The 20,277-nt window shown below is 73.5% G+C and carries 17 protein-coding genes; 12 read left to right on the forward strand and 5 right to left on the reverse strand.

Annotation, left to right across the window (positions count from 1 at the left end):
* Positions 1–3: 3 nt before the first annotated feature.
* The gene (locus tag SM573_RS08625) at positions 4–1,641 is read right to left on the reverse strand and encodes an ABC-F family ATP-binding cassette domain-containing protein (protein ID WP_474615871.1); all 1,638 of its coding nucleotides are present in this window, start codon (positions 1,639–1,641) and stop codon (positions 4–6) included.
* A gap of 61 nt (positions 1,642–1,702) precedes the next feature.
* Between SM573_RS08625 and SM573_RS08630 the strand changes: the two genes are divergently transcribed.
* The 3 genes from SM573_RS08630 (at position 1,703) to SM573_RS08640 (ending at position 3,329) form a co-directional block, all read left to right on the forward strand.
* Positions 1,703–2,464, forward strand: coding sequence for an ROK family protein (locus SM573_RS08630; RefSeq protein WP_474615872.1), 762 nt, complete (start codon positions 1,703–1,705; stop codon positions 2,462–2,464).
* 150 nt (positions 2,465–2,614) lie between these two features.
* A complete protein-coding gene (locus SM573_RS08635) occupies positions 2,615–2,983 on the forward strand; it encodes a tetratricopeptide repeat protein (protein ID WP_474615873.1) in 369 nt (122 codons plus the stop codon).
* Between the two features lie 91 nt (positions 2,984–3,074).
* Positions 3,075–3,329: a Smr/MutS family protein gene (locus SM573_RS08640; protein ID WP_013736060.1), complete on the forward strand. Its 255-nt coding sequence runs from the start codon at positions 3,075–3,077 to the stop codon at positions 3,327–3,329.
* Positions 3,330–3,408: 79 nt separating this feature from the next.
* Here the strand turns inward: SM573_RS08640 and SM573_RS08645 are convergent, their stop codons facing one another.
* Together SM573_RS08645 and SM573_RS08650 are read right to left on the reverse strand one after the other, a co-directional pair.
* Positions 3,409–3,561: a hypothetical protein gene (locus SM573_RS08645; RefSeq protein ID WP_474615874.1), complete on the reverse strand. Its 153-nt coding sequence runs from the start codon at positions 3,559–3,561 to the stop codon at positions 3,409–3,411.
* Positions 3,562–3,565: 4 nt separating this feature from the next.
* Positions 3,566–5,983 carry a M28 family peptidase gene (locus SM573_RS08650; RefSeq protein ID WP_474615875.1) on the reverse strand — a complete coding sequence of 806 codons (2,418 nt, stop codon included), beginning with the start codon at positions 5,981–5,983 and terminating at the stop codon, positions 3,566–3,568.
* 415 nt (positions 5,984–6,398) lie between these two features.
* Between SM573_RS08650 and SM573_RS08655 the strand changes: the two genes are divergently transcribed.
* The 7 genes from SM573_RS08655 to SM573_RS08685 all read left to right on the forward strand — a co-directional run bounded on the left by SM573_RS08655 (position 6,399) and on the right by SM573_RS08685 (position 15,077).
* Complete coding sequence (locus tag SM573_RS08655) at positions 6,399–7,598, forward strand: PP2C family protein-serine/threonine phosphatase (RefSeq protein WP_474616051.1); 1,200 nt, start codon at positions 6,399–6,401, stop codon at positions 7,596–7,598.
* Positions 7,595–9,319, forward strand: a complete 1,725-nt coding sequence (locus SM573_RS08660) for a sensor histidine kinase (protein ID WP_474611149.1) — start codon at positions 7,595–7,597, stop codon at positions 9,317–9,319. The genes SM573_RS08655 and SM573_RS08660 overlap by 4 nt, the downstream gene beginning before the upstream one ends.
* The gene (locus SM573_RS08665; RefSeq protein WP_474611148.1) at positions 9,316–9,768 is read left to right on the forward strand and encodes a response regulator; all 453 of its coding nucleotides are present in this window, start codon (positions 9,316–9,318) and stop codon (positions 9,766–9,768) included. The genes SM573_RS08660 and SM573_RS08665 overlap by 4 nt, the downstream gene beginning before the upstream one ends.
* Entirely contained in the window at positions 9,761–10,570 is an 810-nt protein-coding gene (locus SM573_RS08670) for an inositol monophosphatase family protein (RefSeq protein ID WP_474615876.1), read from the forward strand. The genes SM573_RS08665 and SM573_RS08670 overlap by 8 nt, the downstream gene beginning before the upstream one ends.
* Positions 10,571–10,774: 204 nt before the next feature.
* Positions 10,775–11,779, forward strand: a complete 1,005-nt coding sequence (locus SM573_RS08675; RefSeq protein WP_474616052.1) for a coiled-coil domain-containing protein — start codon at positions 10,775–10,777, stop codon at positions 11,777–11,779.
* 36 nt (positions 11,780–11,815) lie between these two features.
* Complete coding sequence (locus SM573_RS08680) at positions 11,816–13,369, forward strand: fused MFS/spermidine synthase (RefSeq protein WP_474611146.1); 1,554 nt, start codon at positions 11,816–11,818, stop codon at positions 13,367–13,369.
* A gap of 70 nt (positions 13,370–13,439) precedes the next feature.
* Positions 13,440–15,077 (forward strand): protein kinase domain-containing protein, encoded by a 1,638-nt coding sequence (locus SM573_RS08685; RefSeq protein ID WP_474611145.1) that lies wholly within the window; start codon positions 13,440–13,442, stop codon positions 15,075–15,077.
* Positions 15,078–15,132: 55 nt separating this feature from the next.
* Here the strand turns inward: SM573_RS08685 and SM573_RS08690 are convergent, their stop codons facing one another.
* Both SM573_RS08690 and SM573_RS08695 read right to left on the reverse strand, forming a co-directional pair.
* Entirely contained in the window at positions 15,133–15,801 is a 669-nt protein-coding gene (locus tag SM573_RS08690; protein WP_474611144.1) for a potassium channel family protein, read from the reverse strand.
* Positions 15,791–17,125, reverse strand: coding sequence for a TrkH family potassium uptake protein (locus SM573_RS08695; RefSeq protein WP_474615877.1), 1,335 nt, complete (start codon positions 17,123–17,125; stop codon positions 15,791–15,793). Before SM573_RS08695 ends, SM573_RS08690 begins: the two co-directional genes overlap by 11 nt.
* Before the next feature lie 140 nt (positions 17,126–17,265).
* Between SM573_RS08695 and SM573_RS08700 the strand changes: the two genes are divergently transcribed.
* Entirely contained in the window at positions 17,266–18,408 is a 1,143-nt protein-coding gene (locus tag SM573_RS08700) for a glycerophosphodiester phosphodiesterase (RefSeq protein WP_474611142.1), read from the forward strand.
* A gap of 667 nt (positions 18,409–19,075) precedes the next feature.
* Positions 19,076–20,275, forward strand: a complete 1,200-nt coding sequence (locus SM573_RS08705; protein WP_474611141.1) for a substrate-binding domain-containing protein — start codon at positions 19,076–19,078, stop codon at positions 20,273–20,275.
* Positions 20,276–20,277 lie beyond the last annotated feature (2 nt).

The raw sequence follows: 20,277 nt of genomic DNA on the forward strand, positions 1-20,277 counted from the left end.
GGATCAATCCTCGGCGATCCGTCCCGCGTCCACCCGCAGCCGACGGTTGGTCGCCACGGCGTCCAGCATCCGCCGGTCGTGCGTCACCAGCAGGAGCGTCCCGGGGTAGCTGGCCAGGGCCGACTCCAACTGCTCGATGGCGGGCAGGTCCAGGTGGTTCGTGGGCTCGTCGAGCACCAGCAGGTTGACCCCGCGCCCCTGCAACAGCGCCAGCGCCGCCCGGGTCCGCTCGCCCGGCGAGAGGGTCGCGGCGGGCCGCAGCACGTGGCCCGCGCGCAGGCCGAACTTGGCCAGCAGGGTCCGCGCGTCCGCCGGCGACAGGTCCGGTACGGCCGCGCGGAACGCGTCGATCAGCGGCGCGTCGCCGAGGAAGAGCCCCCGGGCCTGGTCCACCTCGCCGACGACCACACCCGGGCCGAGAGCGGCGTGCCCCGTGTCGAGCGGCAGCCGGCCGAGCAGGGCGGCCAGCAGGGTGGACTTGCCGGATCCGTTCGACCCGGTCACCGCCACCCGGTCGGCCCAGTCGATCTGGAGGTTCACCGGCCCGAGGGTGAAGTCGCCGCGGCGGACGACGGCGTCGCGGAGCGCGGCCACGACGGCGCCGGCTCGGGGCGCGGCGGCGATCTCCATCCGCAGCTCCCACTCCTTGCGCGGCTCCTCCACCACCTCCAGGCGTTCGATCAGCCGCTCGGTCTGCCGGGCCTTCGCCGCCTGCTTCTCGGTGGCCTCGGCGCGGAACTTCCGGCCGATCTTGTCGTTGTCGGTGGCCTTGCGCCGGGCGTTGCGCACGCCCTTCTCCATCCAGGCCCGCTGCGCCCGGGCCCGGGCCTCCAGCGCGGACCGGGTCTCGGCGTACTCCTCGTAGTCGGCGCGGGCGTGCCGGCGCGCCACGTCGCGTTCCTCCAGGTAGGCCGCGTACCCGCCGCCGTAGTGGTTGACCTGCTGCTGCGGCAGGTCGAGTTCGAGCACCCGGTTGACCGTGCGGGTCAGGAACTCCCGGTCGTGGCTGACCAGGACCGTGCCGGCGCGCAGCCCCGTGACGAACTCCTCCAGCCGCTCCAGCCCGGCCAGGTCCAGGTCGTTGGTGGGCTCGTCGAGCAGGAAGACGTCGTACCGGCTGAGCAGCAGCGAGGCCAGCCCGGCGCGGGCCGCCTGGCCGCCGGAGAGGCCGGTCATCTCCTGCTCCAGGTCGACCGCCAGGCCCAGCTCCGCGGCCACCTGCTCGGCCCGCTCGTCCAGGTCCGCGCCGCCCAGGGCGAGCCAGCGCTCCAGCGCCTCGGCGTACGCGTCGTCCGCGCCGGCCCGGCCGGCGGTGAGCGCCTCGGTGGCGGCGTCCAGGGCGACCTGCGCGGCGGTCACCCCGGTGCGGCGGGCCAGGAAGGCGCGCACGGTCTCGCCCGGGCGCCGCTCCGGCTCCTGCGGCAGGTGCCCGACGCTCGCCGTGGGCGGGTTGAGCGTGACGCTGCCGGCCTCGACCGGCAGCAGCCCGGCGAGGGTACGCAGCAGCGTCGACTTGCCGGCCCCGTTCGGCCCGACCAGCCCGATCACGTCGCCGGGCGCGACCACCAGGTCCAGCCCGGTGAAGAGCGGACGGTCACCGTGGCCGGCGGAGAGGTCCTTGACGATCAGCGTGGCGCTCATGAGGAGGCGAGCCTATCCACCGGGCGCACACGACCCGCGTGGAAGGTGCAGACTCGGCGGCGTGGTGACCACACTGGCGATCGACTGCGGCGGCGGCGGCATCAAGGCCTCCGTCCTCGACGCGGCGGGCACGATGCGGACGCGTCCGCTGCGGGTGCCCACGCCGTACCCGCTGCCGACCTCGCTCTTCGTGAAGACCCTGCTCGACCTCGGCGCCCGGTTGCCCGCCGCGGACCGGGTGACGGTCGGGCTGCCCGGCATGCTCCGGCACGGCGTGGTGGTGGCCACGCCGCACTACGTGACCCGGGCCGGGCCGCGGACGAAGGTCGACCCGGGCCTGCTGGCCGAGTGGTCGGGCTGGGACGTGCGGTCCGCGCTCGCCGAGGCGTTCGGGCTGCCCGTGCTGGCCCTCAACGACGCCGAGGTGCACGGCGCCGGGGTGGTGGCCGGCACCGGGCTGGAGCTGGTGCTCACCCTCGGCACCGGGCTGGGCTGCGCCCTCTTCGACGGCGGCGTGCTCGCCCCGCACCTGGAGCTGTCCCACGCTCCGGTGCGGTGGGGGATGACCTACGACACGTACGTCGGTGAACCGGAACGACGGCGGCTCGGCGACGCGTTCTGGTCGCGGAGGGTCCGGGGCGTGGTCGAGGGCCTCCGCCCGGTCTTCCGCTGGGACCGGCTCTACCTGGGCGGCGGGAACTCGCGGCTGATCCGTCCGGAGCAGCTGGCCCGGATGGGCGACGACGTGGTGGTGGTCCCGAACACGGCCGGGATCGTCGGCGGCGTCCGCGCCTGGGACCTCGCCGCCGCACGCCCGGCCTGAGCGGGAGGTGACCAGGGGCGCGGACAGCGGGCCACGGGGCGGCCAGCGGGCCGGCCCCGGAGGCGGAGGTGACCACGGGAACAGTGGCCGCCCGTGCGGCGTTGTGCCACCGTCGGCCCAGTGACGGCGCGACACGAGGGGGTGGAATCGATGGATCTGCTGGCTGATTTCCGGCTCGCGACGCTGTACTTCGAGGCGGGGGACCCGACCGGCGCGGCCCGGCTGCTCGAGCCGATCGTCGAGGCCGAGCCGAGCAACGCCTCGGTGCGGCAGCTGCTGGCCCGGGCGTACTTCCAGTCCGCCCAGCTCAACCGGGCCGAGGCGCAGCTGCGTGAGCTGGTCGACCGGGACCCGAGCGACCACTACGCGCACCACGTGCTGGGCCGGACGCTGGAGCGGATGAACCGCCCCGCCGACGCGCTGCGGCACCTGCGCATCGCCGCCGCGATGCACAGCAGCAACGACGACTACCGCACCGCCCTGCAGCGGGTGGAGACCCGCGTCGGCGGCGGTCGCTGAACCCGGACGACAGCAGACGCCGAAGGGCAGCCCTCGTGGCTGCCCTTCGGCGTATCCGGGGCGCGCCCGTGGGCGCGCCTACGATGAACTGGTGAAGCTCAAGCTCGATCTCCACGACATCTTCAACAAGGGCCACGACATCGACCGCGCGCTCCGGGGGATCATGGACGAGGCGGTGGCGAAGAAGGCCACCCTCGTGGAGATCATTCCGGGCAAGGGGTCCGGGCAGCTCAAGAAGCGGGTGCTGCGCTTCCTCGACCAGAAGGACGTCAAGCAGCTCTACCACCGGGTGGAGAAGGACTCCAAGAACTTCGGTCGCCTCTTCGTGCACTTCCGCTGGAAGTAGGCACGAACAGGGCCCGCACCGGGCGTCAGGGCCGGCGGCGGTGGACGTACACCCGCATCGGCCGCGGTAGCCCCCGTCCTCAGCCGCGGCTCGTCGCCTGCGTGTTCAGCCGCGGCTCGTCGCCCGCGTGGAACGCCGCCAGCAGGACCCCGCCGGGATAGGACCGACGGGTGTCGGCGAGCCAGCCGCCCGCACCCGGGCCGGGAACGTGGTCCGCAGATAGGTCGCCCATCGGCTCAGACCGGGTAGGTGCGGGCCACGGCGAGCATCTCCGAGCTGTGCGACCCCACGATGCCGACGTCCGCCGGCCGGGGCCGGAAGCCGGGCAGGCCGTCGAGGCCGTCGCTGGCGTCCATCGCCCGCAGGGCGACCCGCTGGCTCTTTGGCGCGACCGTGAGCGTCACCTCGATGCCCTCCGCCGGTGGGGCGTGGAAGATCACCCCGAAGCCCCACCGGCCGTCCCGCGTCTCGACGGGCACCGGCCGACCGGCCACCTCGGCGCGGAGCACGGTCGCCGTGGTGGTGTCGACGTGCAGGCTGGCCAGGCGCACGGGCCGCTGCGGGGTGAGCCGCAGGCGCAGGGTGCGCTCCCCGCCGGCCGTGCTGTCGGCGAGGACGTCCAGCTTCGGCGCGGGCAGGTCGGCGGGCTCCGCCGGGCCGCCGCGCAGCTCGTGGTCGCCGAGCGCGGGGAAGTCCTCGACGGAGGTCGGACCGTCGACGTACCGGTCGGTCCAGGCCTGCGGGTCGGTCTCGTCGGTGAGCCAGCGCGCCGAGCCGGCGCCCGCGTCCAGCGCGTACATCAGGTGGGTGGGCGCGGGGTGCGCGGCGTCGAAGCGGTCGACGCGGAGCCCCACCCCGGCGAGCACCACCGCCGCGACGGCGGCGGCCAGCGCGGGCAGCGCGGCCCGCCGCCGGGCCCGCAGCGCGACCAGTCCGCGCTGGCCGCCGGCCTGCGGGTGGAGCAGGTCCACGACCGGCAGTACGGCCAGCCCGAGCAACGCCGCCACCAGCGCGGCGACACCGCCCATCGCCATGCCGAGCGCGGGGAAGAGCAGCACCACGGTCGGCAGCAGGATCAGCACGCCGACCGCCCCGGCCACGGTCACCGCGACCACCGGCCACGGGCCGTCGATCCGGGTGGACAGCGCGACCAGCCCGCCGAGCGCGCCGGCCAGGGCCGGCAGGCTGGTGAGGTACGCCCCGCCGGGCACCGCCACGGCGAGCAGCACCCCGAGCAGGGCGAGCCAGCCCAGCCCGCCGACGGCCAGCGCGGCGGGGCCGACCCATCGGCGGGTGAGCGCGTACCAGGCGAGGACGACCGCGGCGGCGAGCGCGAGCACGGCGAGCCGGTACCAGGTCGGCCGGTACGGGTCGAGCAGTTCGGCGTAGCCGGGCCGGACCGCGGTGATCACGGCCCAGAGCGCCTGCGCGGCGAGCGGGGCGACCACGATCGGCACCAGCGCCAGCCCGAAGCCCGCGGCCAACCGGCCGCCGCTGGTGCGGCCGCGCCGCCGGGACAGCCACGCGAGCACGCCGACGGCGGCCAGCGCGAGCAGCGCGAGGGGGAGCGTGAGCCAGCCCGGGTAGTGGACCAGCCCGCCGGGCACCGGGAAGTAGGTGGCGTCCCCACCCGCCCGCAGGTCGGTCAGGTCGATCCGGCCGAACTCCCGGGCCATCCCGAGCGCGTTGTCGCCGTGGTGCTGGAGACTCGCCCGGTCGAGCGCCGCCGGGGTGTCCAAGGGGGTGTGGTAGATCGCTCCGCCGTCGATGTAGGCGGAGTTGAGCCCGACGAACTTCTCGGCGAGGAACGCGGTGAAGTCGGTGTCGTTCGGCAGGGCCCGGTAGATCTCCACGGCGAACGAGGTGCCGACCGGGTGGGGCGCGGCCCGGCCGAAGACGTCCACCAGCTTCGCGTTCCGCCGGGACGTCTCGAACATGATCACCGGCCCGGTGGAGCCCCGGGCCTCCAGGTTGAGCACCACCCCGCCGTCGGCGGCCAGCGGGTGGCTGGACGCGAAGGCGGACGCCCCGCAGAGGCAGGCCTCCTCGGCGTCGGTGAGCACGAAGACGATGTCGTTGCGGGGGCGCGGGCCGGTGGCCAGGGCGCGGGCCACCTCCAGGATGGCGGAGGTGCCGGCCGCGTCGTCGTTGCCGCCGGGGCCGGTCTGCACCGAGTCGTAGTGGGCGACCAGGAACACCCGGCCGGTGGAGTCGGTGCCGGGCAGCCGGGCCACCACGTTGCGGACCCGGGCCAGGGTGGCACCGCCGGCCGCCCCGCTGAGCTGCCCCGCCTCCGGCGCCACGGTGTCCTGCACCTGTGTCTCCAGGCCCAGGCCGCGCAGCACCGTCTCGACGTGCGCCCGGACGTCGTCGTTGGCCGGGCTGCCGGCGGGGTGCGGGCGGGCCGCGATCACCCGGACGTGCTCGTACGCCCGGCCGGCGCTGAACTCGTCGGCCGGCGCGTCGGCCGGCCGCGGCGCCGGCGGACGCAGGTCGACGAGCCCGGCGGCGCCGACGGCGACCAGCGCGACGAGCGCCGCCGCGGCGGCGACCCCGCGCCGCCGGGGACGGGCCAGTGCCCGGTCGGCGCCGGGCACGCTCGGGCTCGGGTGGGCGGGTACGCGGTCCGCGGCCGGGGTGGTGGGTGCGCCCACGGGAACTCCTCGGGGGTGGGGCCTGGGTGCGACGGGTGGCACCATCCTGCCCCGCGTCGGCCCGGAGCGGGACGCCCGGGCATGCGGCCGCGCCGGCCGGGTGGAGGAGACGCGACCGGCGGGACGGATGATGGGCGGGAGCGGTGAGTGCCGAGGAAGGCCGGCTCCGGGACGGTGCCGGTGGGTGGGCGGGTGGGAGTCCGGGACGCGGACGCACGGCAATCCCTTTTGCCCCTTAGCGGGTAGTGATTCGGCCCATGCCCGACCGCACCGGGTCCGTCGTGTTGTGTGCGACCGTTGTCTAATACAGGATCAGCAGGGCACTCGGAAGGAGCCCGACATCACCAGCGAACTCCCGCGTCTCGCCGCGGTGACCCGGCCGTACCGGGGGGCCGGCTTGGCCAGCCCCTCCGTCGTGCCACGGGCGCCCGGTGACCTCGGGTACCACCCCCACGTGCCGCCGGGCGAGCGGCTGCGGGTGCTGCTGGTCGAGGACGACGAGGGCGACGCCTTCCTCGTCGGCGAGCTGCTGGCCGAGACCAACTCGATGATCGACCTCCTGGTGGCGACCAGCCTCAGCGAGGCCCGCCAGCGGGTGACCGGTGTCGACTGCGTCCTGCTGGACCTCGGTCTTCCCGACGCGCAGGGGCTGGACGGCCTGCGTCAGGTGCTCGAGATGGCCAGCGGCGCCGCGGTCTGCGTCCTGACCGGGCGCACGGACGAGCACCTGGGCATCGTGGCGGTCGCCGAGGGCGCCCAGGACTACCTGGTCAAGGGGCAGGTCGACGGTGTCCTGCTGACCCGGGCGCTGCGCTACGCGGTCGAGCGCAAGCGCGCCGACGAGAACGCCCGCCGGCTGCGCGAGGTCGAGCTGCGCCAGGCCGAGTCGGCGCGCCTCGAACGGGGTCTGCTGCCGCAGCCCCTGATGTCGACCGACCAGGTCGCGGTGCACACGTTCTACCGGCCGGGCCGGCACGCCGCGCTGATCGGCGGCGACTTCTACGACGTGGTGCAGACCCGACCCGACCGGCTCGACCTGATCGTCGGTGACGTCTGCGGGCACGGCGTCGACGAGGCGGCGCTCGGCGTCGAGCTGCGGGTCGCCTGGCGCGCCCTCGTGCTCGCCGGCGTGCCCGACGACGAGGTGCTGCCCGCGCTGGAGCAGGTGCTGATGAGCGAGCGCCGGCTCCAGGAGATCTTCGCGACCGTGGCGACGGCCCGGCTCGACCTGGACGCCAACCGGGCCACCGTGCGGTTGGCCGGGCACCCGCCGCCGTTGCTGCTCGCCCATGGGAAGGTGACGCCGGTGCCCGCACCCGGCGGTCTGCTGCTCGGCGTCCGGCCGCGCCGGCCGGTCGCCTACGACCTGGAGTTCGACACCGAGGACTGGTCCCTGTTGATGTACACCGACGGCCTGATCGAGGGGCGCGTGGGCGACAGCGACGATCGGCTCGACGTGCCCGGCCTCAGCGCGCTGCTGGACGAGCCGGCCAGCCGCGAGGTCCCCCTGCCCGAGTTGCCGCCGTGGCTCGTCGGCCGCGCGGAGCAGATCAACGGCGGCCCGCTCGCCGACGACGTGGCGATGCTGCTGGTCTCGGCCGGTGATGGCCGGTGAGGCTCGACGTGCGCGGTTGGAGCCTGCGCCAGCGGGTCGTCGCGTTGCTCGCGGTGGTCGGGGTGCTCCTGGTGGGGCTGGCCGCGGCCGAGGCCGTCCTCGCCGAGCGGAACCGTAACCAGGTCGACGCGCTGCTGAACGAGACCGGCCCGCTGCGGGTGCAGGGGCAGGAGCTGCTCAACGCGCTCCTGGACCAGGAGACGGCGATCCGTGGTTACGCGGTCAGCGGCGACCAGGCCGACCTGGCCCCGTACGACACGGGCCTGAAGAAGGAGCGGGACACCGTCGCCGCCATGCGGAGGTTGCTGGGCGACTACCCGCAGATCCGTGAGGAGCTGAGCCGGGCCGAGTCCCGGGCCGAGCAGTGGCGGCAGGCGGTGGCCATCCCGGTCATCACGACCACTCAGCAGGAGGGCACCCAGGCGGGTCAGGCCCTCATCACCGAGGCGGCCCGCCAGCAGTTCGACGATGTCCGGGCGGCGGTGGACGACCTCCAGGCCGAGATCCTGGACGCCCGCGAGGCCAACGCGCGGGAGGTGAGCAGGTCCGGCAACCTGCTGGTCGTCCTGCTGATCGTCGCCACCCTGGTGGTGGTGCTCACCGGCGCCCTGCTGCTGCTCACGCTGGAGCGGACGGTGGTGCGACCGCTCACCGACCTCGCCCACCACGTGCGGGAGGTCGCCGAGGGTGACTTCCAGCACGCGATCCCCGGCTCGGGCCCGCCCGAGTTCGTGCAGCTCGCCGACGACGTGGATGCCATGCGGCGCCGGATCGCGGCGGACCTGGCCGAGGTGCGGGAGGCCCGGGAGCGGATCGAGTGGGTCAACAGCCAGCTCCAGAAGCAGGCCGAGGAGCTGACCCGCTCCAACCGCGACCTGGAGCAGTTCGCGTACGTCGCCTCGCACGACCTCCAGGAGCCCCTGCGCAAGGTGGCGAGCTTCTGCCAGCTGCTCCAGCGCCGCTACGCGGGCCAGCTGGACGAGCGGGCCGACCAGTACATCGCGTTCGCGGTGGACGGGGCGCAGCGGATGCAGCGCCTGATCAACGACCTGCTCGCGTTCTCCCGGATCGGCCGGCTCACCTCCGGTTTCACCGAGGTCGACCTCAACAAGGTCATGGGCGACGTCGCCGGTCAGACCGAGGCGGCCCGGCAGTACGCGGACGCCGAGCTGACCTGGTCGGAGCTGCCGGTGATCCGCGGCGAGGAGCCGCTCCTGACCAACCTGCTGGCCAACCTGGTGAGCAACTCGGTCAAGTTCCGGCGGCCGGACGTGCCGTCGAAGATCCACGTGTCCGCCCGCCTGGTCGGCGACGAGTGGGAGATCACCTGCCGCGACAACGGCATCGGCATCGAGCCGGAGTTCGCCGACAAGATCTTCGTCATCTTCCAGCGGCTGCACTCGAAGGACGCCTACCCGGGCACCGGTATCGGCTTGGCCATCGTGAAGAAGATCGTGGAGTACCACGGTGGCCGGGTCTGGGTGGACACCGACGTCCCCGAGGGGACGGCGATCCGGTTCACGCTGCCCGCGCTGCCCGAGGACGTGGCGGCCGCGACCGGGGACGCGGGCGAGACGGCGGCGCGGGAGGCCGACACGGTGGCGGATGAGCCGGCCGGCGACGAGCCGCGCGGGCTGCCGGAGCAGCCGGACGGTGACCAGGATTCGGAGCGAGCGCCGGAAGGCGGCAGGACGGGTGGCATGAGGGAGACAGTGGGATGACCGCGCCGGCGGACGGCAAGAGCCCGATCGAGGTCCTGCTCGTGGAGGACGACCCGGGTGACGTGCTGATGACCCAGGAGGCGTTCGAGGAGCACAAGCTGCGCAACCGGCTGACCGTCGTCTCCGACGGCGCCGAGGCCCTGGCCTACCTGCGCCGCGAGGGCCAGTACGCCGAGGCGGTGACCCCGGACCTGATCCTGCTCGACCTCAACCTGCCCCGCCGGGACGGCCGCGAGGTGCTCGCGGAGATAAAGAGGGACGAGGAGCTCTGCCGCATCCCGGTGGTGGTGCTCACCACCTCGCAGGCCGACGAGGACATCCTGCGCAGCTACCAGCTGCACGCCAACGCCTACGTGACCAAGCCGGTGGACTTCGAGCGGTTCATCTCCGTGGTCCGCCAGATCGACGAGTTCTTCGTCAGCGTGGTCAAGCTGCCGCCGCGTGGCTGACACACTGCTCGACGACGTCGGTGGGCTGCTGCGGGAGGCGGCCGACCAGATCGTGGTCCCCCTGTTCCGCAAGCTCGACGACGCGGACGTCGCCGAGAAGGCGCCCGGCGACATCGTGACCGTCGCCGACCGCCGGGCCGAGGAGTTCATCTCGGCGGGGCTGCGCCGGCTGCGCCCCGACTCGGTCGTGGTCGGCGAGGAGGCCGTGGCCGAGGATCCGCAGCTGCTGCGCCACCTGCGCGGCGACGGGGACGTCTGGCTCGTCGACCCGGTCGACGGCACCGCCAACTTCGCCGCCGGCCGCCGGCCGTTCGCGCTCATGGTGGCGTTGCTGACCGACGGCCGACCGGCCGCCGCGTGGGTGCTGGACCCGCTGGACGACACGCTCGCCGTGTGCCGGGCCGGCGAGGGGACGTACGTCGACGGGCGGTTCGTGCGGACAGCCGGGGAGGCGCCGCCGATCGAGGCGCTGCGCGGGGTCGCGATGACCCGGTTCCTGCCGCCGGCCGCGCGGGACCGGGTGCGCGGCGGCGGGCACCGGATCGGTGAGCTGCTGCCGGGGCAGCACTGCGCCGGCCGGGAGTACCTGGACATCCTCGTCGGCCGGCAGCAGTTCGCCCTCTTCTGGCGCACCCTGCCGTGGGACCACGCCCCGGGGTCGCTGCTGGTCCGTGCCGCGGGCGGCGTCGCCCGCCGCTTCGACGGCACCGACTACCACCCGGCCGACGAGGGGCACGGCCTGCTCGTGGCGGCGAACGAAGAGATCTGGGCGGAGGTCCGGGGCACGCTCCTCGGCGACTGATCCACGCGTACGGCGACCGCGCCGACACGCCGCGTCGACGATCCGCGCCCCCGGCCTTCGCGGGACTGGACCGGGCCGGTGGGTCCGGTATCGTGACCGGCGGTCACCGCCAGCCGGCCACCGGGCCGGGGCCGGCGGGGCTGCCGCCGCGCAGGACACCGGGGGGCCGGCGGTCGACGGAAGGACGCTGTCGTGCTCAGGACCATGCCCAGCCGGCGTCGCGCCCGCGGCCGGCTCGTCGCCCTGCTCGCCGCCGTCGCGCTGCTGCTCGGTGTCGGCCCGGTGCCGGCGTACGCCGAGCCGAACGAGGGCGGCACCAAGAAGCTGCGCGACGCGCTCACGGCCACCGCCCGGGCGCACATCGAGGCCAAGCAGAAGCTGGACAACTCCAAGCGGCGGCAGAAGCAACTGGCCACGCAGCTGGGTGCGCTCCAGGTGCGGGTCAACGACCTCACGGCCCAGGTCGGCGAGGTGGCGGCCCGCTCCTACCGGGTGGGCCGGCTCACCCCCACCTCGATGCTGCTCAACAGCGCCTCGCCCGATGCCTTCCTGGAGCGGGCGGCCAACCTCGACCTGATGGCGCAGCGTGACGGCAAACGCCTGCGTGAGCTGACCGAGGCGCGCGAGCAGGCGACGCAGGCCAAGCTGGCCATCGACGCCGAGGTGCGGGAGCAGCAGAAGCAGGAAGCCGTGATGGCCAAGAAGAAGAAGGAGGCGGAGGCGGCGCTGGCCGAGGTCAGCTCGGGCAGCAGCGGCGGGTTCAGCGGTGCCCGGTCCACCTCGGCGAAGCCGGCCCCGCGCAACTCGGACGGCTCGTGGCCGTCGGAGTCCTGCTCGGTGAACGACCCGACCACGTCCGGCTGCATCACCCCGCGCACCCTCAACGCCCTCCAGCAGACCAAGGCGGCCGGCTACACGCGTTACGTCTCCTGCTACCGCAGCGGCGGCGACGGTGAGCATCCCAAGGGCCGCGCCTGCGACTTCTCCGCCGCGGCGGGCGGCTTCAAGGACGAGAACGCGACCGGGGGCGACAAGTCGTACGGCGACAGCCTGGCCGCCTGGCACGTGCGCAACGCCGAGCGGCTGGGCGTCCTCTACGTCATCTGGTACCGGCAGATCTGGCATCCGGGCACCGGCTGGCGCGCCTACAGCGGCAGCGGCAGCCCGGCCGCGAGCCACACAAATCATGTTCATCTCTCGATGTACTGACGCGGGGGAGCGGCGCGGCTGCGTACCATCGCGACGATGAGCTCCCCACCGTCCGAGGTCGCGGCCCCGCCCGCACCCGCCCTCCCCGTCCCCGGCCGGGCCCTGCCCAACGGGCTCGCCGCGTTCCTCGTGTTCTTCTCCAGCGGCGCCGTCCTGGTGCTGGAGACGGTCGCGCTGCGACTGGTCGGCCCGTACGTCGGGGTGACCCTCCAGGTCACCAGCTCGGTGATCGGCATCGCGCTGGCCGCGATCGCGTACGGCGCGTGGGCCGGCGGCCGGCTGGCCGACCGGCGTGACCCGCGTCCGTTCCTGGCGCCCGCCCTGGTGCTCGCCGGCATCGCCACCGCGGTGACCCTGCCCGTCGTCCGGTGGGCCGGCGAGGTGCTGCGCGGCGACGCGGCCAGCGGCATCCTGCTCCTCGTCGCGCTGGCCGTCTTCGTCCCGGCGCTGCTGCTCTCGGCGGTCACGCCGCTGGTGGTCAAGCTCCAGCTCGCCGACCTGCGCCGCACCGGCCAGGTGGTCGGCCGCCTCTCCAGCATCGGCACGCTCGGCGGCATCACCGCCACGCTGCTCACCGGCTTCGTGCTGGTCGCCGCGCTGCCCAGCACGGTGATCCTGCTCGCGCTGGCGGTGGCGCTCGGGGTGGCCGGCCTCGCCGTCGGCTGGTACCTGCACCGGCGGGGGGCGACCGAGCTGCCCGGCCCGGCCCGCACCCGGGCCGTGCTGGCCGTGCTGGGGCTGGTCGGTGCCGGCCTGAGCACCGTCACCCCCAACCCGTGCGACATCGAGACGGCGTACCACTGCGCGAAGGTGGAGATCGACCCGTCCCGGTCGAGCGGGCGGACACTGCTGCTCAACTCGGCGCAGCACTCCTACGTGGACCTCGCCGACCCGCGCCACCTGGAGTACGCGTACACGAAGTGGATCGGCGCGGTCGCCGACGTGGCCGCGCCGGCCGGGCAGCGGTTGGACGCGCTGCACCTCGGTGGCGGCGGCTTCACCGTCCCGCGCTACCTGACGGCCACCCGTCCGGGGAGCGACAACCTGGTCTTCGAGATCGACGGCGGGCTCATCGAACTCGGCGAGCGTGAACTCGGCGTGCGGCAGGGGCCCGACCTGCGGGCCGTGGCCGGTGACGCGCGGCTGCTGGTGGCCGCCGAGGCGACGGAGAGCCGCGACCTGGTGGTCGGTGACGCGTTCGGGCACCTGGTCGTGCCGTGGCATCTGGCGACCCGGGAGATGGCCGCCGAGATCCGACGGGTCACCCGGCCGAACGGGATCTACGTGCAGAACGTCATCGACTACCCGCCGCTGCGCTTCATCCGCAGCGAACTGACGACGGTGGCCGCGGAGTTCCGGCACGTGGCGCTGATCGCGCCGCCGGAGGCGATCATCGGGGAGCAGGGCTCGAACTTCCTCATCGTCGCCTCCGACGCGCCGCTGCCGCTCGACGCGATCCGCGACCGGCTGGTCGACGTGGACGTGCACGCGAGCCTGATCTCCGACGCGGAGCTGAGCGAGTTCGTGGGGGAGGCGCTGGTGCTGACCGACGACTACGCGCCGGTGGACCAGCTCCTGGCGACCGCCTGAACGGGTGACTTCGTGACCGATTTCGACCTGTCAGGTGTAGGCGGGGCGGCTCCGGGCAACAACCCCGACCATGGGTGGAGGGGATCGGTTCGGCGCGCGGTCGCTCGGTGAGCGGTACCGGCTGATCGAGCAGCTCGGTGCGGGTGGCATGTCCGTGGTGTGGCGCGGCTACGACGAGGTGCTCGGGCGTCAGGTCGCCGTGAAGGTGCTCGCGTCCCGACTGGCCAGCGACCGGGCCTTCCGGCACCGGATCCGCATCGAGGCGCAGGCCGCCGCCCGGCTCTGCCACCCCCACATCACCAACGTGTACGACTACGGCGAGGCCCAGCACCGCGGCGTCACGGTGCCGTACGTGGTGATGGAGCTGATCGACGGCGGGTCGCTCAGCGCTCGGCTGGCCCGTGCGGGGCGTCTGCCCTGGCGGGAGGCGCTCACCATCGCCGCCGAGATCACCTCGGCGCTGGCCACCGCGCACGCCCGTGGGGTCGTGCACCGGGACGTCACGCCGGGCAATGTGATGCTGACCCCGACCGGGGTGAAGGTCGTCGACTTCGGCATCTCCGCGCTGGTCGGGGAGAGCGAGAAGGGCGCGGACGGCACGCTGCTCGGCACCCCCGCGTACCTCGCCCCCGAGCGGCTGGACAACGGCCAGGTCTCGCCCGCCACCGACGTGTACGCGGTGGGTCTGCTGCTCTACCGGATGCTGACCGGACGGCTGCCCTGGCAGGCCAGCACCACCACCGAGATGCTGCGGGCGCACATGTACAACGAGCCGGAGCCGATGCCACCGGTCCCGGGCCTCCCCGACGGGGTGGCGGACCTCGTGCACCGCTGCCTCGCGAAGCGCCCCGAGGAGCGCCCGTCCACGGACGAGCTGGCCCGGACGCTGGCCGACGCGGCCGGTGTGCTCACCGCGGTGCCCGTCTCGCCGGCCGCCGGCCCGTTCGGCCCGGCGACCATGGCGAACGCCGGCACCACGATCCTGCCCTGGTCGGCGGCCACGGACGCGCTGCCGTCGTCCCGCACGAGGCACCGCCGGGCGGTCGCCCGACGCCGGCGCGTGGAGGCGGGAGTCGCCGCGGCGGGTCTGGTGGCGGTCACGGCGACCCTCTGGGGGGTGACCGGGCGCAGCCCGGCGAACGGCGGGGTGGAGCAGCCGACCGAGGCGCGGATGGGGCTGGAGAAGCCGCCCGCCTGCCAGGTCGCGTACGCGCTGAACAGCGACTCCGGCAAGGACTTCGCCGCCGAGCTGACCCTGACCAACACGGGGGAACGGGAGCTGCGCGACTGGGCCATGAGCTTCACCTTCCCCGGGCAGCAGACGGTGACCCGGGCGACCCCCGCGTCGGCCAGCCAGCAGGGGCGGACGGTGGTGGTCCGGCCGCCGGCCGGTCGGGCGGCGCTGGCGCCGGGGGCCGCCGAGAAGGTCAGCCTGACCGGTCGCTACACCGGCGGTAATCCGCTGCCGGTCACGTTCACCGTCGCGGGGGAGACGTGCGGGGTGCGGGTGTCCGGTGTGGCCGGCAAGGCGCCGACACCGGCCACGGTCACGGCGCCGACGACGAAGACGCCGACGAAGGCGGCCACCGCGTCGCGGCCCGGCGGCAGCTCCGGTGGGGCCGCCAGCTCCGGTGGAGGCGCCAAGGCGAAGCCGGACAAGCCCGGCAAGGGGAAGGGGCCGGGTGGTGGCCCGGGAAAAGGAAGGTAGGTAAGGGCCACGTTGCAGGTGGCGGCCACGGGAAGCGGTGATCCGGCGTACGGGCTCAGCCCAGGTCGGCGAAGCTCTGCACCCGTTCGATGCTGCCCTCCACCACCAGCACGCCCTCCGGGCGCAGCACGGTGGAGTCCGAGGCGTACCGGAACGGCTCGCCCGGCAGCTTGGCGCCGAGTATCCGCACTCCGTAGCGGTTGATCGGCCGGATCTCGGCGAGCGACCGGCCGGCGAGGGAGCCCGGCACGCGCACCTTCGCGATGGCGAAGTCGTCGCCGAACTCGATGAAGTCGAGCATCCGGGTGACGATCAGATGTGCGACCCGCTCACCGGTCTCCGCCTCGGGGAAGATCACGTGGTGCGCGCCGACCGCCGCGAGGATCTTCTCGTGCTTCCGGGAGGTGGCCCGGGCCCAGACCTGCGACACGCCCAGCTCCACCATCGCCAGCACGCTGAGCACGCTCGCCTCGACGGACGCGCCGATCGCGACGACGACGCGCCCGAACTCTGTTATGCCGACCTGGCGCAGCGCGTCCTCGTCACTGGCATCGGCCTGCACCACCCGGTCCAGCTCGTCCGACCAGCGTTGGACGACGTCGGCGTTGCGGTCGATGGCCAGGACCTCGTGGCCGAGCCGGCTCAGCGACGCCGCCAACTGGCCGCCGAACCGTCCCAGCCCGACGACCGCGACGCCGCCCGGATCGCTCTGCCTAGCCGACAATGGGTTGCTCCTCCGGGTAGCGGTAGAGGCGCCGCCGGGTGTTGAGGGCGATCGCCGATCCGAGGGTGAGCGGGCCGACCCGGCCGATGTACATCAGGGCGATGAGGGCGAGCTGGCCGCTCTCGGGCAACGTGGGCGCGAGCCCCACGGAGAGCCCGGTGGTGGTGAACGCCGAGGTCACCTCGAACAGCGTCTGGAGCGCCCGCGTGCCCTCGGTCATCAGGATCAGCGTCACCGTGCCGGTGACCACCAGCACGACGCTGATGAGCGTCAGCGTGACCGCCTGTCGCTGGCTGGCGTTCGCCACCCGCCGCCGGCCGATCGTGACGTCCGGCTCGCCCCGCAGCTCGGCCCGGATGATGAACGCGAGCAGGAAGAACGTCGCCACCTTGATGCCGCCGGCCGTGCTGGCGCTGCCGCCGCCGATGAACATCAAGGTGATCATCAACGGGTAGCTCTCCTCGTCCAGCGCGTCGGTGGGAATGACGTTGAAGCCACCCGTACGGATGAACGCGTTCTGGGTGAACGCGGCGAGCAGCTTCTCGGGCCACCCGAAGGCGCCCATCGTGTGCGGGTTGCCCCACTCGGCGAGGAGCAGGCCGAGGAAGCCGACGAGGAGCAGCACCCCGCTGCCCCAGACGGTCAGCTTGGTGGCCACGGCCCAGCGGGACGGCTGTCGCCACTCCCGCACCGCCTCGAAGAGCGCCGGGAAGCCGAGACCGCCGATGATCGCGCCGAGGGCGAGGGGCAGGGTGATCCACCCGTCGCCGACGAAGCCGGCCAGGTTGTCCGGGTAGAGGGCGAACCCGCCGTTGTTGAAGCCCTGCACGGCGTGGAAGACGCCGTGCCACAGTGCTCGGCCCGGCGGGTAGTCGTAGGCGGTCGCGAAGCGGACGGTGAGGATCGTCGTGATCACCGCTTCGCAGACCAGCGCGGTGGCGGCGACACGCAGCAGCAGCCGGCGTACGTCGCCGAAGCCGAACTCCTGGGTCTCCGCCTGCACCAGCAGCCGGTTGCGCAGTCCGAGCTGCCGCGCCACCAGCAGGATGACCAGGGTGGCTCCGGTGACGATCCCGATCCCGCCGATCTGGGTCAGCACGGTGATCATCACGAGGCCGAAGGTGTTCCAGTAGCCCGGCGTGTCGACGACCGCCATGCCGGTCACGGAGACCGCGGAGGTCGCGGTGAACAACGCGGTCACGAACGGGGTGATCCGGTGCTGGTCGGTGGCCCACGGCAGCATCAGCAGGCCGGTACCGAGCAGGATCGGCGCCAGGAAGCCGAACGGCACCAGCCGCACGGGGTGACGGAAGAACCGGCGCACCAGACAATCTTCCTTTTCCGGCCGTGCCGGTGCGGCCGAACCCATAATCCGGAGATTCACCTGACGGCCAGTCGGCGACCAACTGCCGGTCAATCGAAGGCGTTCTCCTGAGGCGGTTCCCCCGACGACAGGAGACCGCGTTGCGACGCACCCTTTCCGCCCTCGGCGTGGCCGGCGCGCTGCTCGCCGCAGCCGTCGCCGTCCCGACCGTGGCCGCCTCGGCCGAACCGGCCGCCGACCGGGCGTCGTCCGGCGCGACCGACCGGGCGTCGTCCCGCGCCGGCGACCGGCCGCTCGTGATCGGGCACCGGGGCGCCAGCGGCTACCGGCCGGAGCACACCCTGGAGGCGTACCGCCTGGCGATCCGGATGGGCGCAGACTTCGTGGAGCCGGACCTGGTCTCCACCAGGGACGGCGTGCTCGTCGCCCGGCACGAGAACGAGATCTCGGGCACCACCGACGTGGCGGCCCACGCGGAGTTCGCCGACCGGAGGACGACGAAGACCATCGACGGGGTGGCGGTCACCGGCTGGTTCACCGAGGACTTCACCCTGGCGGAGCTGAAGACGCTGCGCGCCAAGGAGCGGCTGCCGCAGGTGCGGGTCACCAACACCGCGTTCGACGGGAGGTTCGAGGTGCCGACCCTCCAGGAGGTCATCGACCTCGCCCGTACCGAGGGACGGGCGCGGGGCCGCACCATCGGCATCTACCCGGAGACCAAGCACCCGAGCTACTTCGCCTCCATCGGTCTGCCGCTCGAGGAGCCGCTGGTCAAGGTCCTCCGGCAGAACGACCTCACCCGGAAGAACTCCCCGGTCATCGTCCAGTCCTTCGAGACGGCCAACCTGCGCAAGCTCGACCGGATGATCGACGTCCGGCTCGCCCAACTGCTCGACGCCACCGGCCGCCCGTACGACTTCACCGTCGCCGGCGACACCCGCACCTACCAGGACCTGGCGACCGCCGCGGGCCTGAAGTGGATCGCCCGGTACGCCGACGGCATCGGGGCGCACAAGAACCTCATCGTGCCGCGGGACGCGGCCGGCAAGCTGCTCGCCCCGACCACCGTGGTGCGCGACGCGCACCGCGAAGGGCTGGTCGTGCACGCCTGGACGTTCCGCGTGGAGAACCAGTTCCTGCCGGTGGACTTCCGGATCGGCACCGACCCGAACGCTCGCGGCGACATCACCAGCGAGTACGAGCTCTTCTTCCGCCTCGGTCTGGACGGTGTCTTCACCGACCAGCCCGACACCGCCGTCGCCGCCCGCGCCGGCCTCGCCTGACACCCCTCCCACCCCGCGCCGGCCATCACCCGGGCCGGCGCGAGCCGCTGGCCCGTCACCCCCGAACCGGGGTGACGGGCCAGCGCCCTTCCCCCAGCCCCCCACCCCCATCCCCGGGGCCGTGGTCGTGGGCGACTCCAGGGAGGTAGTGGCATCCGGGGTTCGGGAGGCCACTGCAACCGGGATGTTGTCGAGTGCTTCACGAAGGCCACCCGACGTCCCGTCGCGGCTCGCCGCGATTGGTGCCTCGGACCGCCTGCCCCAGATCTGGGGCAGGTCGACAGCGACGGGAACACTGGAGCGCCTCGTCCTATGCCTGTGGGCCGCGCCTGTCGGTCGCGCCTGTGGGCCGCGCCTGTTGGGGCTGCCGGCGACCCGGCCCCAGAGGCCCACGGCCCGCCCCGGGTGCTGATGTGTGTCGATCACGTAAAGCGTCCGGCGGGCGGCGCGGCGGTCGATGGCCGGGGCCGACACATGGGGACCCGGCGACCCGGTGACCGCAGCCATCGCGGGGTGGCGGCGGGGCGGGTATGGGCGGGCGGTTGTAAGGGCCGGCCATCCCACCCCTGTTACTTGTGTGTTTCGACCACATAGCCCGTGGGTGACGTCACTTCTAGCGTGAGCCGACAACGAGTTTCCTCCCTCCGAGTCCTCACGTGGAGTCGCAATGACGGTCCGGACGACGCGGCGGGTGTTCCTCTCCGCCGCCACGATGATGGCCGCGGCCCTGGCCGCCACGGCCTGTGGCAGCCCGCAGGACACCGCCTCCGGCGGCGGCGACAGCGCCGCACCGGTCAAGGTTGGCCTGGTGTACTCCCAGTCGGGTGCCCTGGCCAGCTACGGGAAGCAGTACATCGAGGGGTTCAAGGCCGGTCTGGACTACGCCACCAAGGGCACCAACAAGGTCGGCGACCGGACGATCGAGATCACCGAGGTCGACGACGCGGGTGACCCGGCCAAGGCGGTCTCCGCGGCCAAGGACCTGATCGGCAAGGGCACGAAGATCATTGCCGGCTCCACCGCCTCCGGCGTGGCGCTCCAGGTCGCCCCGATCGCGGCCCAGAACAAGGTGCTCTTCATCTCCGGCCCCGCCGCGACGGACGCGGTGACCGGCGCGAACAAGTACACCTTCCGCTCCGGCCGGCAGTCCTACCAGGACGTGGTGACCGCCAAGTCGTTCATCGGCGACCCCGCGGGCAAGAAGGTCGTGGTCTTCGCCCAGGACGGGGCGTTCGGTGACGCCAACGAGGCGGCCGTGAAGGCCGTCATCGGCGGCGCCGGCGCGACGGTCAGCGGCGTCCGCGCGCCGGCCAGCGCGACCGAGTTCACCCCGTTCGCCAGCCAGATCAAGGCCGCCAAGCCGGACCTGCTCTTCGTCGCCTGGGCCGGCACCACCGCCCCGGCCATGTGGCAGACCCTCGACCAGCAGGGCGTCCTGTCGTCCACCACGGTCGTCACCGGCCTGGACATCCGCGCCTCGTGGCCCACCTTCGGCGCGGCCGGCAACAAGATCTCGTTCCTGTCCCACTACTTCGACGGGGCCAGCGACACCGAGGCCGCCAAGGCGCTGAAGGCCAAGGTCGGCACCGTCGACCTGTTCCACCCGGACGGCTTCGCCGCCGCCCAGATGGTCGTACGGGCCGCGCAGGAGGGCGGCGACGACGTCGACAAGATGATCACGGCGCTGGAGGGGTGGAGCTTCGACGGGGTCAAGGGCAAGATGACCATCCGTGCCGAGGACCACGCCCTGCTCCAGCCCATGTACCAGGCCAAGCTGACCGGCAGCGGCGGCGCGTTCACGGCCACCGCGCAGAAGAGCCTCACCGGTGACGAGAGCGCGCCGCCGGCCGTGGCGATGAAGGGCTGACG

Source organism: Micromonospora xinjiangensis (genome assembly GCF_056150165.1).